Origin of the sequence: Streptomyces sp. NPDC028635 (assembly GCF_040637635.1) — a bacterium.
Taxonomy (GTDB): domain Bacteria; phylum Actinomycetota; class Actinomycetes; order Streptomycetales; family Streptomycetaceae; genus Streptomyces.
Genome location: NZ_JBEZWX010000002.1, coordinates 26,539 through 41,474 on the forward strand (window position 1 = coordinate 26,539; position 14,936 = coordinate 41,474).

The 14,936-nt window shown below is 73.1% G+C and carries 12 protein-coding genes; 10 read left to right on the forward strand and 2 right to left on the reverse strand.

The window, feature by feature from the left end; all coding sequences use genetic code 11:
• The first annotated feature begins 127 nt into the window (after positions 1-127).
• On the forward strand, positions 128-1,111 hold the full coding sequence (locus AB0E88_RS02280; RefSeq protein ID WP_361622394.1) for a PHB depolymerase family esterase: 984 nt from the start codon (positions 128-130) through the stop codon (positions 1,109-1,111).
• A 43-nt stretch (positions 1,112-1,154) separates the two neighbouring features.
• Here the strand turns inward: AB0E88_RS02280 and AB0E88_RS02285 are convergent, their stop codons facing one another.
• Positions 1,155-2,456 carry an MFS transporter gene (locus tag AB0E88_RS02285; RefSeq protein ID WP_361622397.1) on the reverse strand — a complete coding sequence of 434 codons (1,302 nt, stop codon included), beginning with the start codon at positions 2,454-2,456 and terminating at the stop codon, positions 1,155-1,157.
• 83 nt (positions 2,457-2,539) lie between these two features.
• Between AB0E88_RS02285 and AB0E88_RS02290 the strand changes: the two genes are divergently transcribed.
• The 6 genes from AB0E88_RS02290 (at position 2,540) to AB0E88_RS02315 (ending at position 11,446) form a co-directional block, all read left to right on the forward strand.
• Positions 2,540-3,493 carry a LysR family transcriptional regulator gene (locus AB0E88_RS02290; protein WP_361622400.1) on the forward strand — a complete coding sequence of 318 codons (954 nt, stop codon included), beginning with the start codon at positions 2,540-2,542 and terminating at the stop codon, positions 3,491-3,493.
• 198 nt (positions 3,494-3,691) lie between these two features.
• Positions 3,692-5,077: a hypothetical protein gene (locus AB0E88_RS02295; protein WP_361622403.1), complete on the forward strand. Its 1,386-nt coding sequence runs from the start codon at positions 3,692-3,694 to the stop codon at positions 5,075-5,077.
• Positions 5,077-7,236 (forward strand): bifunctional polysaccharide deacetylase/glycosyltransferase family 2 protein, encoded by a 2,160-nt coding sequence (locus AB0E88_RS02300; protein ID WP_361622406.1) that lies wholly within the window; start codon positions 5,077-5,079, stop codon positions 7,234-7,236. The genes AB0E88_RS02295 and AB0E88_RS02300 overlap by 1 nt, the downstream gene beginning before the upstream one ends.
• A gap of 62 nt (positions 7,237-7,298) precedes the next feature.
• A complete protein-coding gene (locus AB0E88_RS02305) occupies positions 7,299-8,606 on the forward strand; it encodes an acyltransferase (protein WP_361622409.1) in 1,308 nt (435 codons plus the stop codon).
• 155 nt (positions 8,607-8,761) lie between these two features.
• Positions 8,762-10,141, forward strand: a complete 1,380-nt coding sequence (locus AB0E88_RS02310) for a nitrate/nitrite transporter (protein WP_361622412.1) — start codon at positions 8,762-8,764, stop codon at positions 10,139-10,141.
• Positions 10,142-10,294: 153 nt separating this feature from the next.
• Positions 10,295-11,446 carry a uroporphyrinogen-III synthase gene (locus AB0E88_RS02315; RefSeq protein WP_361622415.1) on the forward strand — a complete coding sequence of 384 codons (1,152 nt, stop codon included), beginning with the start codon at positions 10,295-10,297 and terminating at the stop codon, positions 11,444-11,446.
• 210 nt (positions 11,447-11,656) lie between these two features.
• Here the strand turns inward: AB0E88_RS02315 and AB0E88_RS02320 are convergent, their stop codons facing one another.
• A complete protein-coding gene (locus tag AB0E88_RS02320; RefSeq protein ID WP_361622418.1) occupies positions 11,657-12,199 on the reverse strand; it encodes an anthrone oxygenase family protein in 543 nt (180 codons plus the stop codon).
• A gap of 158 nt (positions 12,200-12,357) precedes the next feature.
• On the opposite strand from AB0E88_RS02320, the gene AB0E88_RS02325 reads away from it, so the two are divergent.
• From AB0E88_RS02325 to AB0E88_RS02335, 3 genes are all read left to right on the forward strand, one after another.
• A complete protein-coding gene (locus AB0E88_RS02325) occupies positions 12,358-13,026 on the forward strand; it encodes a CGNR zinc finger domain-containing protein (RefSeq protein WP_361622421.1) in 669 nt (222 codons plus the stop codon).
• Between the two features lie 219 nt (positions 13,027-13,245).
• Entirely contained in the window at positions 13,246-13,827 is a 582-nt protein-coding gene (locus AB0E88_RS02330) for a sigma-70 family RNA polymerase sigma factor (protein ID WP_103784269.1), read from the forward strand.
• Between the two features lie 59 nt (positions 13,828-13,886).
• On the forward strand, positions 13,887-14,648 hold the full coding sequence (locus AB0E88_RS02335) for a zf-HC2 domain-containing protein (protein ID WP_361622424.1): 762 nt from the start codon (positions 13,887-13,889) through the stop codon (positions 14,646-14,648).
• Positions 14,649-14,936: the final 288 nt, after the last annotated feature.

Genomic DNA, 14,936 nt, shown 5'->3' on the forward strand with positions numbered 1-14,936 from the left:
GAGCAACGAAGGGAACTCCGGTCGGACGGTCCCTGTCAAGACGTACGACACCGCCACACGGGGGCCGTCCGATTGTGGTGGCCCGCCCCATGTCGGCCCGGCGGCAGGGCTCTTACCGTCCCTGCCCATGACCTCGACCAGAGCCCCACACCGTATCGCCGCCCTTCTGGCGACCCTCCTGGTCGCCCTGACCCTCACCTCCCTCGCCCCGGGCCGCGCCGCCGCGGCGCCGGGCGTTTCGGAAGTCACCGGCTTCGGCTCCAACCCCGGCAACCTGCGCATGTTCCGCTACGACCCCGACGGGCTCCCCGCCGGGCGGCCCGTCGTCGTCGCGCTGCACGGATGCACCCAGGACGCCGCCGGGTACGGCACCGGCAGCGGGTGGCTCCAGCTGGCCGACCGCTACCGCTTCTCCGTCGTGCTGCCGCAGCAGCAGAGCGGCAACAACCCCTCCGCCTGCTTCAACTGGTTCCAGACCGGCGACATCCAGCGCGGTCAGGGCGAGGCCGCGTCCGTCGCGCAGATGGTCGACCGGCAACTCGCCGACACGGGCGGCGACCCGGCGCGCGTGTACGTCACGGGGCTGTCCGCGGGCGGTGGCATGACCGCCGTGATGATGGCCGCCTACCCCGAGAAGTTCGCCGGTGGCGGGGTGGTCGCCGGGCTGCCGTACGGCTGCGCGCAGGCCGCCGGTTCGCCGTACGTCTGCATGTACGTCGGCGCCACGCAGACCCCGCGCCAGTGGGGGGACCGGGTCCGCGCCGCCCGCCCCGGATACGGCGGGCCCTGGCCCACGCTCACCGTCTTCCACGGCAGCGCCGACTACACCGTCAAGCCCGTCAACATGACCGACCTGGTGAAGCAGTGGACCGAGGTGCAGGGTGCCGACCAGACGGCCGACGTCTCCGACACCGTCGCCGGATACTCGCACCAGGTGTACCGGGACGGCGCGGGACGAGCCGTCGTCGAGACCTACTCCCTCACCGGCATGGGGCACGGGCAGCCCGTCGACCCCGGCACCGGCTGCGGGACCGCCGGGCCCTATCTGCTCGACGCCGGCCTGTGCGCCGGGTACCGCCTCGCGCTCACCTGGGGGCTGACGACCGGGTGAGCGCCCCCGTCACGGGCGGCGGACCGCGGTCCGGGTCCGCCGCTCAGGCGAGGCCGCTCCTGCGTGCCTGGTGGGTCAGGGCGATCAGGAGGGCGAGCGCCGCCGCCGTCACCGGCACGCCGTAACCGGCCACCGGGGAGAGGTGTTCCACCATCCAGCCTCCGGTCGCGCTGCCGCAGGCGATGCCCCCGAGCAGGCCCGTCACGGCGAGGGTCATGCCCTCGTTGATACGGCCTTCAGGGGTGCGCTGCTGGACCAGCGTCATCGTGGTGATCATCGTCGGCGCGGTGGCCGTCCCGGCGATCAGCAGTGCGGGGGCGAGGACCAGCAGCGAACCCGTCAGGGACGCCGCCAGCAGCGGCAGCGTCAGCAGCGCCGCCATCGCCGCCAGACACCACGGATGGCGCCACTCGGCCGGCCCGGACGGGCGTACGGCGCCGAAGACCAGGCCCGCCACGCAGGAACCGGCCGCCTGCAGGGCGAGCACCACGCCCGCCGCCGCCCGGTGCCCGTGTGCGTCCGCGAACGCGATCGTGACGACCTCCGTCGCCCCGAACACCGCGCCCAGCGCCAGGCACACGGCCAGCAACGGCGGCAGCCCCGGCGTGCGCAGCGGCGAGGCGAGGGCCGTGCGGGGATGCGGCGGCGGCTCCGTCGAGCGCTGCGCCGCGAACAGCAGCACGCCGGTGACCAGCAGGCCCACCCCGGCCAGCGTGCCCGCCTCCGGGAAGAACGTCCCGCACAGGAACGCCGCCAGCACCGGGCCCAGCATGAAACACAGCTCGTCCACCGACTGTTCGAAGGAGTTCGCCGTGTGCAGGGCCTGCGGCTCCCGCTTCAGCAGGTGGGCCCAGCGGGCGCGCGACATGCCACCGGTGTTGGGCGTGGTCGCGGTCGCGGCGTAGGCGGCGAAGAGCGTCCAGTCGGGCGCGCCGGTGCGCACGCACAGCAGCAGCGCCAGACTGCCCAGTGCCGCGAACAGGGTGGCGGGGACGGCGACCCGGGCCTGCCCGTGGCGGTCGACCAGGCGCGCGATGCGCGGCGCGAGCACCGCGGTGGCCGCGAGCCCGGTGGCGGTGACGGCACCGGCCAGCGCGTACGACCCACGGGTCCCGGCGATCATCACGACCGCGCTCACACTGAACATGGCCATCGGCAGGCGGGCCAGGAGATTCCCGAGTGTGAACGCGAGTGCGCCCCGGCGGGCGAAGAGCCGGCGATAGGGGCCGGGCGGGCGGTCCCGGGCGCGGGAGGTGAAGTCGACGAGGACGACGGTGTCGGCGGTCAGGGTGAGCAGGGGGGCAGGGGTGCGCGGCGGGGTGTTCCCCGGGGTGGTCTGCGGCATGCGTCCAGGCTCGCCCGGTGCGGATCACGGGGTCCAACACCTGATCCGCACCGATTCACGCACCTGTGTTGTAAGTTCGCCGGATGCCGTCCCCGTCCTCCGTCGAACCCCGCCTGCTGCGCGCCTTCGTCGCCGTCGCCGAGGAGCTGCACTTCACCCGTGCCGCGACCCGTCTGTACATCGCCCAGCAGGCGCTCAGCCGGGACGTACGGCGCCTGGAGCGTGAGCTGGGCACGGAGCTGTTCCTGCGCACCACCCGGCAGGTCGCGCTGACGCCCGACGGTGAACGGCTGCTGCCGCTGGCCCGCAGGGCGCTCCAGGCGCAGGACGACCTGCTCGCCGCGTTCGGCCAGGCCCGCCCGCTCCTGGTCGATCTCAACTCTCCCGGTCTGCTCACCGGCCGCCGCGTCCTGGAGCGGGCCCGCGCGCTCGCCCCCGACTGCGAACTGATGGCCCGCTACGAGAGCGGCCTGACCGGCGCCGCCGCCGAGATGATCGCCGGGCGCCTCGACGCGTCCTTCGGCCGTTTCGCCGGTCTGGACCCGGCGCTGCGGGCCGCCCTGGACCATCAGCCGGTCCGCCACGAGCCGATGGCCGTCATCCTGCCCGAGGCGCACCCGCTGGCCGCGCGCGAGGTGGTCCCGCTCGCCGCGCTGGCGGGGGAGACGGTGTACGCCGGTGCCGGGAACCCGCGCACGCCGGAGTGGACCCAGCTCGCCGGGCTGCTGTTCGAGGGGCGCGGCATCGCGATCGCGCCACCGGCTCCCCTGGCCGTCGGGGAGGAGGAGTTCCAGCGGCTGATGGCGAAGACCGGTCATCCCGTCCTCGCCGTCGTGGACTTTCCGGCTCTGCCCGGCACGGTGGTGCGGCCCCTCGTCGACCCGGTGCCGCTGTCGCCGGTGTCCCTGGTGTGGCGACGTGGGCTCACCCATCCCGCGTTCGATGCCCTGCGGCGCGCGGCCGCCCTGCTCACGGCCGAGGAGAAGTGGCTGCGGCGCCCGGCCGGCGGATGGATTCCCGTCGTGGACGAGGGGTGATTTTTGGTCATCCGTCATGTCACAAAGCAGATGCACAACTGGCACGTGGCGACCACGGGCCTCCCACGTGCGCTACATTCATGGCCCGAGCACGGTGTGGTAAAGGGGGCGCTCGGCCCGGGTGGGGGCTCGGTCCGATCGGCGAATGCTCGGTGTCGTAGGCGCTTCCAGAACTGTCCCGTGGGGGGAAGTGCGCGCGTGAAACAGTGGCGGGAAGACGCCCAACCGGAATGGCCCGACTCGGCGTCCGCGGCCTGGAGCCACCCTTCGACAGGGAGAGACACCCAGGCCTTCCCCGAAACCGGACCGTCCGGCGTCCGGCCCTCGGGGCTGCCCGACGGCACGACCGGTGCGTGGACGCAGCCCGGTGCGGCGGATCCCACCCAGGCCCTGCCGCACCTCGGCGCCGCCGACCCCACCCAGGCCGTGCCGCGCCACCGTCGCCCCGAGTGGACGGCGACGGCTGCGTCGTACGGCCATGCCGCCCCGAACGCGGCCCAGCCGCCCCACGGTCACGCGGACGCCACGCAGGCCCTGCCGTCCTACGGTCACGCGGACGCCACGCAGGCCCTGCCGTCCTACGGTCACGCCGACCCCACGCAGGCTCTGCCGTCCTACGGTCACGCCGACCCCACGCAGGCCCTGCCCTCCTACGGTCACGCCGACCCCACCCAAACTCTGCCCCCCTACGGTCACGCCGAGCCGCAGGCCCAGGCCCGGACCCCCTACGCCCGGACCGACCGGATCCCGGCTCCGCGGCCCCCCGCCGACCACGCCCCGCGTGCCTTCGCCGCCCCGGCGTCCGCCGGCGGTGGCGGTGCCGTGCGCGACCCGTGGGCCGAGTCGGCCGCCGTCGCCCCCGCGGCCGGGGCGGAGCACGACCCGCACGAGGTCACCGTCCAGATGGACGCCGTGCAGCTGGGCGACATCCGCCTGCGCCCGGTCAAGGGCGGCCCCGGCACGACGCAGGACGGCTCCGACGGCCCGGTGTTCGTCGACGAGTCCGGCCGCCGCAGCCGTACCTTCCGGCGCCTCGGCATCGCGATCGCCCTGGCCTGCTCGGTGTACGCCGTCGTCATCGTCGCGACCCTGCTGTCGGGCAACTCCAGTGCCCCCTGGGTGCCGGTGCCCGATCAGGACGACAACAAGCCCGCCGGGCAGGTGGACCCCTCCACGGTGCCCAGCGTCTCCTCCACCCCGTCCTCCTCGGAGTCGGCCGGTGCCTCGTCCGTGCCCGACGTCCTGCCGTCGGCGAGCCCGACCGCCGTGACCGGGTCCGGCACCACGGCCGGTGCCACCCACGGCACCGGCCGGGCCGGCACGTCCACCACCGCGAAGCCCTCGGCCGGCGTCAGCTCGACCAAGCCCACCACGTCCGCGGGCGGTACCGGCGGCAGCAAGAAGCCGGGCACCCCGAGCACGTCCCCCGGCACCGGCTCCACGCACCCGACCGCCCCCAGCGGCGGCACCTCGCCCGGCCCCTCCGGCACCCCGGCCCCCGGCCCCCGCACGGCGGCCGACGGTGCCGTGCCGGCCGCCGCCGCCCCCACCGCACCGCCCACGTCCCCGGAGAACGTCCTCTGATGGCACCCCGCACCAGCCGCCGGCGGTGGCTGCCTCTGCGCTACCTGCTGCCCGTCCTCGTCCTGCTGTCCATGCTCGCGATGCTGATGCTGCGCGGCTATGTGCACAGCGAGATCCTCGCCGACTTCCGGGTGCGGCCCCCGGTGGACAACAACAAGGTTCCGGCGAGCATCCTCGACGGCGGCCCCGTCATCGACACCCGGGGCGGCAAGGCCACCACCCTCAGCGTGCCGGACCACCGCATCGTCCTCACCTTCGACGACGGCCCGGACCCCACGTGGACGCCGAAGGTGCTGGACATCCTGAAGGAACACCACGCGCACGCGGTCTTCTTCATCACCGGCACCATGGCGTCGCGCTACCCGGACATCGTCCGGCGTATGGTCGCCGAGGGCCACGAGATCGGCCTGCACACCTTCAACCACCCCGACCTCTCGTACCACTCGCACCGGCGCATCGACTGGGAACTGTCCCAGAACCAGCTGGCGCTGGCCGGCGCCGCCGGCATCCGCAGCTCCCTGTTCCGCCCGCCGTACTCCTCCATGTCGAAGAACATGGACAACGCGTCCTGGCCGGTGACCCAGTACATAGGCAGCCGCGGCTACCTCACCGTCGTCAACGACACCGACAGCGAGGACTGGCGCCGGCCGGGCGTCGACCAGATCATCCGCAACGCCACCCCCAAGGGCGGCAAGGGCGCGATCGTCCTCATGCACGACTCCGGCGGCGAGCGCCACCAGACGGTGCAGGCCCTCGACCGGTTCCTGCCGCAGATGCAGCGGCAGGGCTACGAGTTCAAGAACCTCACCGAGGCCCTCGACGCGCCCAGCGCGGACACCCCGGTCAGCGGCCTGGAGCTGTGGAAGGGCAGGGCCTGGATCTGGCTGGTGCAGGCGTCCGACGACATCACCGGCGTCCTCGTCGGCGGCCTCACGGTGATCGGCGTCCTCGTCCTCGCCCGCTTCGGCCTGATGCTGGCGCTGTCCGGCGTCCACGCCCGCCGCACGCGCCGGCGCCGTTTCCGGTGGGGGCCGAACGCCCCGGTCACCGAACCGGTCTCCGTGCTCGTGCCGGCGTTCAACGAGGCCAAGTGCATCGAGAACACCGTCCGTTCCCTGATGCGCAGCGAGCATCCCATCGAGGTCGTCGTCATCGACGACGGCTCCACCGACGGCACCGCGCGGATCGTGGAGGCGATGGGCCTGCCCAACGTCCGTGTCATCCGCCAGCTGAACGCGGGCAAGCCGGCCGCCCTCAACCGCGGTCTGGCCAACGCCCGCCACGAGATCGTCGTGATGATGGACGGCGACACCGTCTTCGAACCGTCCACCGTCCGTGAACTGGTGCAGCCCTTCGCCGACCCGCGCGTCGGCGCCGTCGCCGGCAACGCCAAGGTCGGCAACAAGGACACCCTCATCGGGGCCTGGCAGCACATCGAGTACGTGATGGGCTTCAACCTCGACCGCCGCATGTACGACGTGCTGCAGTGCATGCCGACGATCCCCGGCGCGGTCGGCGCGTTCCGCAGGAGCGCCCTGGAACGCGTCGGCGGCATGAGCGACGACACGCTCGCCGAGGACACCGACATCACCATGGCCATCCACCGCGACGGCTGGCGGGTGGTGTACGCCGAGAACGCCCGCGCCTGGACCGAGGCCCCGGAGTCCGTCCAGCAGCTGTGGTCCCAGCGCTACCGCTGGTCGTACGGCACCATGCAGGCGATCTGGAAGCACCGCCGCGCCCTGTTCGAACGGGGCCCCTCGGGCCGTTTCGGCCGGGTGGGCCTGCCGCTCGTGTCGCTGTTCATGGTCGTGGCGCCGCTGCTGGCCCCGCTGTTCGACATCTTCCTGATCTACGGCCTGGTCTTCGGCCCGACCGAGAAGACGATCGTGGCCTGGTTCGGCGTCCTGGCGATCCAGGCGGTCTGCGCCGCGTACTCCTTCAGGCTGGACCGCGAGCCGCTCACCCCGCTGATCTCGCTGCCGTTGCAGCAGATCCTCTACCGCCAGCTGATGTACGTGGTCCTGCTGCAGTCCTGGATCACGGCGCTCACCGGCGGCCGGCTGCGCTGGCAGAAGCTGCGCCGCAAGGGCGGGGTGTCCGCCCCGCCGGGCGGCTCCGGTGACCGGCGCCCCCTCGTGGACGGGATCTCCGCCTGATGGACCGCAGCGCCACCCCGCCCCACCCGTTCCCGTTCACGCCCCAGGAAGCCCACGCCCCCGTGACCGCACCCCTCGTTCCGTCCGGCACGGGCCTGCCCCCGGCGACCGCGCCCACCGTCCCGTCCGGCACCGGCGCGGACCCCGCGGCCGCGCCCGCCGGGCAGCAGCGCCGCTCTCCCGGCCGCGACCGCTACTTCGACCTGCTGCGGGCGATCGCCCTGTTCCGGGTCGTCTTCTACCACCTCACCGGCTGGGCCTGGCTGCCCGTCGTGTTCCCGTCGATGGGCGTCATGTTCGCCCTCGCCGGCAACCTGATGGCCCGCTCCCTCAAGCGCCCGGCGGTGCAGGTCGTGCGCAGCCGCATGCGCCGCCTGCTGCCGCCGCTGTGGCTGCTCGGCGCGATCGGTGTGACCGGGATGGTGGCGCAGGGCTGGGGGCCGGACGCGGACGGCCACCCCGGCTGGTGGTGGCTGCACCTGACCTTCTGGATCGTGCCGGTCAGCGACCCGCCGTACGCCGAGGGCCTGCACGGCGTGCACGGCATCCTCGGCGACGACTGGGCGGGCGAACTGGCCGGTCCCCTGTGGTACATCCGGGCCTACCTCTGGTACGTCCTGCTGTCCCCGCTGATCCTCAAGGCGCTGCGCCGGCTGCCGTGGCCGACGATCCTCTTCCCGATCGCCATCTCCGCCGCGTTCGAGTTCGGCTACCTCGACTTCCTGCCCGGGGAGCGTTTCCCCTCCGCCCTCACCGACTTCAGCACCTTCGGCGCCTGCTGGGTCCTCGGCATGGCCCACCAGGAGGGCGTCCTCAAGCGCCTCCCGCGCTACGTCGTGCCGTCCATCGCCCCGTTCATCGCCGCCGTCGGCTTCTGGTACGCCGTCTCCCAGGGCTTCAAGTCCGGGCACGACCTCGACGACATCCCCTTCGCGCAGGCCCTGTGGTCCTTCGCGACGGTCCTGCTGCTCCTGCACGTCAGCCCGTCCTGGTCCGAGTGGCCCCGCGCGCTGCGCCCCCTGGACCGGATCGTCACCCTGCTCAACTCCCGCGCGGTGACGATCTACCTGTGGCACAACATCTGCATCCTGGTCGCCGGCACCATGTGGGACCACCTGTGGCGCTTCGACGTGCTCGCCGCGAACGTGCCCTGGCTGCTCAACAGCTTCTGGCCGGTCCTGGTGGTCACCTGGCTGCTCATCGGCAGCTGCATCGTCTGGTTCGGCTGGATGGAGGACGTGGCGGCCAAGCGCAGGCCGCAGCTGTGGCCGGACGGCTCGGCCGGCAAGAGCGGCACGTCCGGCAAGGGCACCGGCGCCAGCCGGAGCGGGGGCCGGAGCAGGGCCCGCAGCGGAGCCCACCGGGGCTGAGCGGCAGCGCCTCACCAGGGGGCGCCGCGGCCGGTGAGAGCAACGTTCCCTCACGGTCACCCGCAGCCACAGCGCGGAAACGCGTCCTCCCTAGCGTCGGAACCCGGCCACCCGCAGGCCGCCGTGGACCGAGCCCGTCGCACCGTGGAGGCGTCATGACAGCACCGAGTTCCGCCCCCGCCCCCGGCAGGGGCGGCCGCTGGATCCGGCAGTGGGATCCGGAGGACGAGACCTTCTGGAAGGAGACGGGGGAGAGGACCGCCCGCCGGAACCTGCTCTTCTCCGTGCTGTCCGAGCACATCGGGTTCTCCGTGTGGACCATGTGGTCCGTGCTGGTGCTCTTCATGGGACCGCAGTACGGGCTGAGCCCCGCCGACAAGTTCCTGCTGACCTCGGTGGTCACGCTGGTCGGCGCGGTCGTCCGGGTGCCCTACACCTTCGCCGTCGCCGTCTTCGGCGGACGGAACTGGACCGTGATCTCCGCCGGTCTGCTGCTGGTGCCGACCATTGCCGCGTTCGCCGTCATGGAACCGGGGACCTCCTTCGCCACCTTCCTCCTCGTCGGCCTCCTCGCCGGCGTCGGCGGCGGCAACTTCGCGTCCTCCATGACCAACATCAACGCCTTCTTCCCGCTGCGGAAGAAGGGCTGGGCGCTCGGGCTCAACGCGGGCGGCGGCAACATCGGCGTGCCCGTCATCCAGCTCGCCGCCCTCGCCATCATCGGGGCGGGCGGCGGACCGCGCGTGCTGCTCGGGATCTACATCCCCCTGATCGTCCTCGCCGCCGGCCTCGCCGCGTGGAAGATGGACAACCTGGAGAACGTCCGCAACGACACCGGCGCCGCCAAGGACGCCGCCCGGGACCCCCACACCTGGATCATGTCGCTGCTCTACATCGGCACCTTCGGCTCGTTCATCGGCTACTCCTTCGCCTTCGGGCAGGTGCTCACCAACCAGTTCGGGCGTACGCCGCTGCAGGCCGCCTACGTCACCTTCCTCGGCCCGCTGCTCGGCTCCCTCATCCGCCCGCTCGGCGGCCGGCTCGCCGACCGGTTCGGCGGCGCGCGGATCACCCTCGCCAACTACGTCGCCATGGGCGCCGCGACCGCCGTACTGATCTTCGCCTCGGTGCAGAAGTCGCTGGCGCTGTTCACCGGCGCGTTCGTCGTCCTCTTCGTGCTCACCGGGCTCGGCAACGGCTCCACCTTCAAGATGATCCCCGGCATCTTCCAGGCCAAGGCACAGGCCGAGGGCCTCACCGGTGAGGCGGCGGCCGCCTACGGGCGGCGGCTGTCCGGGGCGTCCATGGGACTCATCGGCGCGGTCGGCGCCCTCGGCGGGGTCGGCATCAACCTCGCCTTCCGCCAGTCCTTCCTCTCCTATGGCTCCGGCACCGGAGCCTTCGTCGCCTTCCTGGCCTACTACGGCGTCTGCTTCGCCGTGACCTGGGCCGTATACCTTCGCCGTACGGCCGCGCGCAGCCGGACCGGAGCGACCGCCGAGACCAAGCCGCAGCTCACCTACGCCGAGGTATGACGCCGTGCCTGCCCGCGGTATCGGTAACACCGTGGACATCGCACCGAACCGAGCCTGTCACGCGCCGTTGACAGGCTCGGCCGGCATACAGGTACACCGGGTGCAGGGAAGCCGGCGGCAAGGGACGACTACCGAAGTGCGGGACGAGTAGCCATGGACGAACAGCTTCAGCGACCGGAACACGGGCCCCTGGCCGGGTTCACCGTGGGGGTGACGGCCGCGCGCCGCGCCGACGAGCTGGGCGCGCTGCTCCAGCGGCGCGGCGCGGCCGTCCTGCACGCGCCCGCCCTGCGGATCGTGCCGCTCGCCGACGACGGTGAGCTGCTGGCGGCGACCAAGCAGCTGATCGCCCAGGCGCCGGACGTGGTCGTCGCGACCACCGCGATCGGGTTCCGCGGCTGGGTCGAGGCCGCCGACGGATGGGGGCTCGGCGAGCAGCTGCTCGAGCGGCTGCGGGCGGTGGAGCTGCTCGCCCGCGGGCCGAAGGTGAAGGGCGCGGTGCGTGCCGCGGGGCTCACCGAGGACTGGTCGCCGTCGAGCGAGTCCATGGCCGAGGTGCTGGACCGGCTCCTCGCCGAGGGCGTGGACGGCCGCCGGGTCGCCGTACAGCTGCACGGGGAGCCGCTGCCAGGGTTCGTGGAGGCGCTGCGGGAGGGCGGGGCCGAGGTGGTGGGCGTACCGGTGTACCGGTGGATGCCGCCGGACGACCTCGCTCCGCTGGACCGGCTGCTGGACGCCGTCCTCGCGCGCGGGGTCGACGCCGTCACCTTCACCAGCGCGCCCGCCGCGGTCTCCCTGCTGAACCGGGCGGAGCGGCGGGGGCTGCTGCCCGAGCTGGTCGCCGCCTTCCACCACGACGTGCTGCCCGCCTGCGTCGGACCGGTCACCGCGGTGCCGTTGCAGGCGCACGGGGTGGAGACCGTGCAACCGGAGCGCTTCCGGCTCGGGCCGCTGGTGCAGCTGCTGTGCCAGGAACTGCCGGGCCGGGCGCGCTCGTTGCCCGTCGCCGGGCACCGGGTGGAGATCCGCGGGCACGCGGTGCTGGTCGACGACGACCTGCGGCCGGTACCGCCGGCCGGCATGTCCCTGCTGCGGGCGCTGGCCCGGAGGCCGGGCTGGGTGGTGGCCCGCGCCGACCTGCTGCGGGCCCTGCCGGGCACCGGCCGCGACGAGCACGCCGTGGAGACGGCGATGGCCCGCCTGCGCACGGCGCTCGGCGCCCCGAAACTGATCCAGACGGTGGTCAAACGCGGCTACCGCCTGGCCCTGGACCCGGCGGCGGACGCGAAGTACGCGGACACGTAGCCCTCCGGGAGCCGGACGGGAAGGCAACACGGCCCGCCCGTGGACCGCGCCACGCCAGGCCGGTTGCGGGTGGACCCTTCGGCCCGCGTCGCTCCGGGTCGGGTGGTGGCGCGCTCGGTGCCGGGCCGTTGGCGCCCAGGCGCCGGGGGGTGTGGGTGGGGGCATGTCGGGGCGGGCGTCCGTGGGGCCGGCGCTCGGGCCCGGCGGTCGTCATCGCAGGGCCGAGTCGTGGGGGGCCTTGACGGTCGGCGGTGCGGGGTGAAGGTGGCGGGCGGTGGGGAGCGCGGCGGTGAGGAGCACCGTCGCCAGCGTCGTCAGTGCCGTGCGCACCGCGTTCCACGTCACCCACGGGTCCTCGAAGTGCTCGCGCAGCGCCGCCGGATCACCGGGGCGGGCCAGCGCGTCGTTCAGGGGGACGTTCACGGCGACCGTCACCGCGAAGGCCAGGACGGACGCGGCCAGCGCCGCCCACACCCGGCCACGGCCCGGCGCCGTCCGCGCCTGCCACGCGGCCGCCGCCGTCAGTGCCGGGGCGCCCAGGAAGACCAGCATGAACAGCGGGTTCTGGATGACGTCGTTGATGTTCCGCATCACCTCGACGTAGCCCCGGTCGTCGCTGCGGGCCAGCGCGGGCATCACCGCGCAGGCGAAGATGAGGAAGACCCCCGCGAGCAGTCCCGAGGTGACCGCGGCCGCGCCCAGTACCGTCCGGGCGGCCGTCGATCGCGGTGTGTTGTCCGTCGTGTCAGCCATGTGTCCAGCCAACCGGCGGGCGCCGCCACGGGACATGGCTCAGGCGCGCGCCCGCATGCGCGGGCGTCCACGCGGTCGGAGGGGTACCCGGCGCGCCCGCGGGCAGGCACTGTGGAGGGGACCGATTCCGCGGGGCGACCCAAGGCGGTGACAGGGACATGGCACTCGGTACGGCCACGGCACCGGACGAACTGCGCTTCGACGCCGGGCGGGTCTGTCTCGATCTGCTCGCCACGACGCACCCCGTCGAACGGCTCGGCTCGGTCGAGGTGCTGCGCGCGTGGATCACCGGTTCGGGGCTCGTCCCGCCCGGCACCCCGCTGGCCCACGCCGACGACAGCTGGCTGCGCGGCTTTCGCGAACTGCGCGAAGAGCTGGGCCAGTTGGTGCGGGGCTGGCTCGCGCCCGGCCCCGTGCCGTACGACCTCGCCCTCGCCCGCGTCAACGACGCCGCCCGCACCCCGCCGCCCGCCCCACGGGCCGTGCGCGCCCAGGACGGCACGCTCGTGCGGGAGTTGGCGGACGTCCCGGAGTGCGCCGCGCTGCTGGCCGCGGTCGCCCGGGACGCCGTGGACCTGCTCACCGACCCCGTCGCCCGGGCGGCGCTGCGCCAGTGCGAGGGCGACAACTGCCCGATCGTCTACCTCGACACCTCCCGGGGCCGCCGGCGCCGCTGGTGCTCCAGCGAGGTCTGCGGCAACCGCGAGCGGGTGGCCCGGCACCGCCGCCGGCTCGCCTCCCGCAAGCCGGGCCCGCCCGCGGGGGGCGCCCGCTTCGCCCCGTCCGCCCGGAGTGCGTCGACCCCGGCCCGAGGGGCGTCGACGTGATCTCGGTTACATCGCGTGTACCTACGGTCCCGTAGGGAAAGAAGTGGCGACCTTGCGCGCAGTGGGGGAAATGTAAAGAACACGGGGCGGGAATGTGGGTGCATGTCCGCTCACGTCACCCCGCCCCCTGAAATCCGTTCCTCCGCTTTGAACATCCGACGCCCCGCCTCCGTACCCGTGGACGAGCGACCGACTGGGGGGAAGCCCCGGACACCGGAGGTGGGCGTGCGCAAGGATTCCGTCGTGGCCAATGAACGTGGATCGAGGGCCCGACATCGCGCTTCCCAGCCCTCGGAACCCGACGAGGAGCTGGTGCGTGCCCTGTATCGCGAGCACGCCGGACCCCTGCTCGCCTACGTGCTGCGCCTGGTCGCCGGAGACCGCCAGCGCGCCGAGGACGTCGTGCAGGAGACGCTCATCCGTGCCTGGAAGAACGCCGGCCAGCTCAATCGAGCGACCGGTTCGGTACGCCCCTGGCTGGTGACGGTCGCGCGCCGCATCGTCATCGACGGCCACCGCAGCCGGCAGGCCCGGCCGCAGGAGGTCGATCCGTCGCCGCTGGAGGTCATCCCCGCGGAGGACGAGATCGACAAAGCGCTGTGGTTGATGACGCTGTCGGACGCGCTCGACGACCTGACCCCGGCCCACCGGGAGGTCCTCGTCGAGACGTACTTCAAAGGGCGTACCGTCAACGAGGCGGCCGAGACGCTGGGCATCCCCAGCGGCACCGTCCGCTCAAGGGTTTTCTACGCCCTGCGGTCCATGAAGCTGGCACTGGAGGAGCGGGGGGTGACGGCGTGATGAGCGGATACGGGGACATGCGAGGATTCGGCATGGAGGGCCCGGGTAACACTGGACCCATGCAGGGATCACCGGGCCCGAACGAGCACGAGACCGTCGGCGCCTACGCCCTGGGGATTCTCGACGACGCCGAAGCAACCGCTTTCGAAGCCCACCTCGCCACCTGCGAGTGGTGCGCCCAGCAGCTCGACGAACTCGCCGGCATGGAACCGATGCTGTCCGCGCTCGCCGACCTGCCCGGCGCCGGCACGCCCGCGATCGGTGAGTCCCTGTCGGCCCGGCCCAGCCCGCGGCTGGCGGAGAAGCTCGTCGACGAGGTCGCCGAGCGGCGGGCCGCCAAGCGCCGCCGCGGTTTCTACATGGTGGCCGCGGCCGCCGCGCTGATCGTCGGAGGCCCGCTGGTCGCCGTCGCCACGACCGGCTCGGACTCCGGCGGCAGCACGCAGGCCGCGCCGGCGAGCCCCGCCAAGACGCTGTTCTCGACGATGGGCGACAAGGTCACCGGGCACGACGCGGCGACCGATGTCACCGGGACCGTCGGCATGGCGCAGAAGGACTGGGGCACGCAGGCGGTCCTGGAACTGAAGAACGTCAAGGGGCCGCTGAAGTGCAGCCTGATCGCCGTCGGCAAGAACGGTGAGCGCGAGACCGTGTCGTCGTGGTCGGTGCCCGGGTGGGGATACGGGATCCCGAACGCGAAGACGGAGGAGGCGAAGGCCCCGCTGTACATCGGGGGCGGCGCGGCGTTCAAGCCGAACGAGATCGATCACTTCGAGGTGATGACGTTCGAGGGGCAGAAGCTGGTGCAGATCAAGGCGTGAGCCTCCGGCGGTGCGGGGTGGCGCCCACGGTGGTGGGCGGCTGATCCGTGTGCGCGGGTGCCTTCCGGTGGTGGGGTGTGGGGCCTGCCGTGGTGGGTGGCTCCTGCATGTGTGCGAGTGTCTTTCGGTGGTGCGGGGTGGCGCCTGCCGTGGTGGGTGGCTGACCTGTGTGTGCGGGTGCCTTCCGGCGGTGGGGTGTGGCGCCTGCCGTGGTGGGCGGCTGATCCGTGTGTGCGGGTGCGGGGGGTCTGTGGCTGTCGCGCAGTTCCCCGCGCCCCTCGGGTCGGC

Bases quoted from the DNA above. Each gene is read 5' to 3' on its own strand.
- AB0E88_RS02280 (WP_361622394.1), top strand. From the start codon at position 128: ATGACCTCGACCAGAGCCCCACACCGTATCGCCGCCCTTCTGGCGACC.
- AB0E88_RS02285 (WP_361622397.1), bottom strand. From the start codon at position 2,456: ATGCCGCAGACCACCCCGGGGAACACCCCGCCGCGCACCCCTGCCCCC.
- AB0E88_RS02290 (WP_361622400.1), top strand. From the start codon at position 2,540: ATGCCGTCCCCGTCCTCCGTCGAACCCCGCCTGCTGCGCGCCTTCGTC.
- AB0E88_RS02300 (WP_361622406.1), top strand. From the start codon at position 5,077: ATGGCACCCCGCACCAGCCGCCGGCGGTGGCTGCCTCTGCGCTACCTG.
- AB0E88_RS02310 (WP_361622412.1), top strand. From the start codon at position 8,762: ATGACAGCACCGAGTTCCGCCCCCGCCCCCGGCAGGGGCGGCCGCTGG.
- AB0E88_RS02315 (WP_361622415.1), top strand. From the start codon at position 10,295: ATGGACGAACAGCTTCAGCGACCGGAACACGGGCCCCTGGCCGGGTTC.
- AB0E88_RS02320 (WP_361622418.1), bottom strand. From the start codon at position 12,199: ATGGCTGACACGACGGACAACACACCGCGATCGACGGCCGCCCGGACG.
- AB0E88_RS02325 (WP_361622421.1), top strand. From the start codon at position 12,358: ATGGCACTCGGTACGGCCACGGCACCGGACGAACTGCGCTTCGACGCC.
- AB0E88_RS02335 (WP_361622424.1), top strand. From the start codon at position 13,887: ATGCAGGGATCACCGGGCCCGAACGAGCACGAGACCGTCGGCGCCTAC.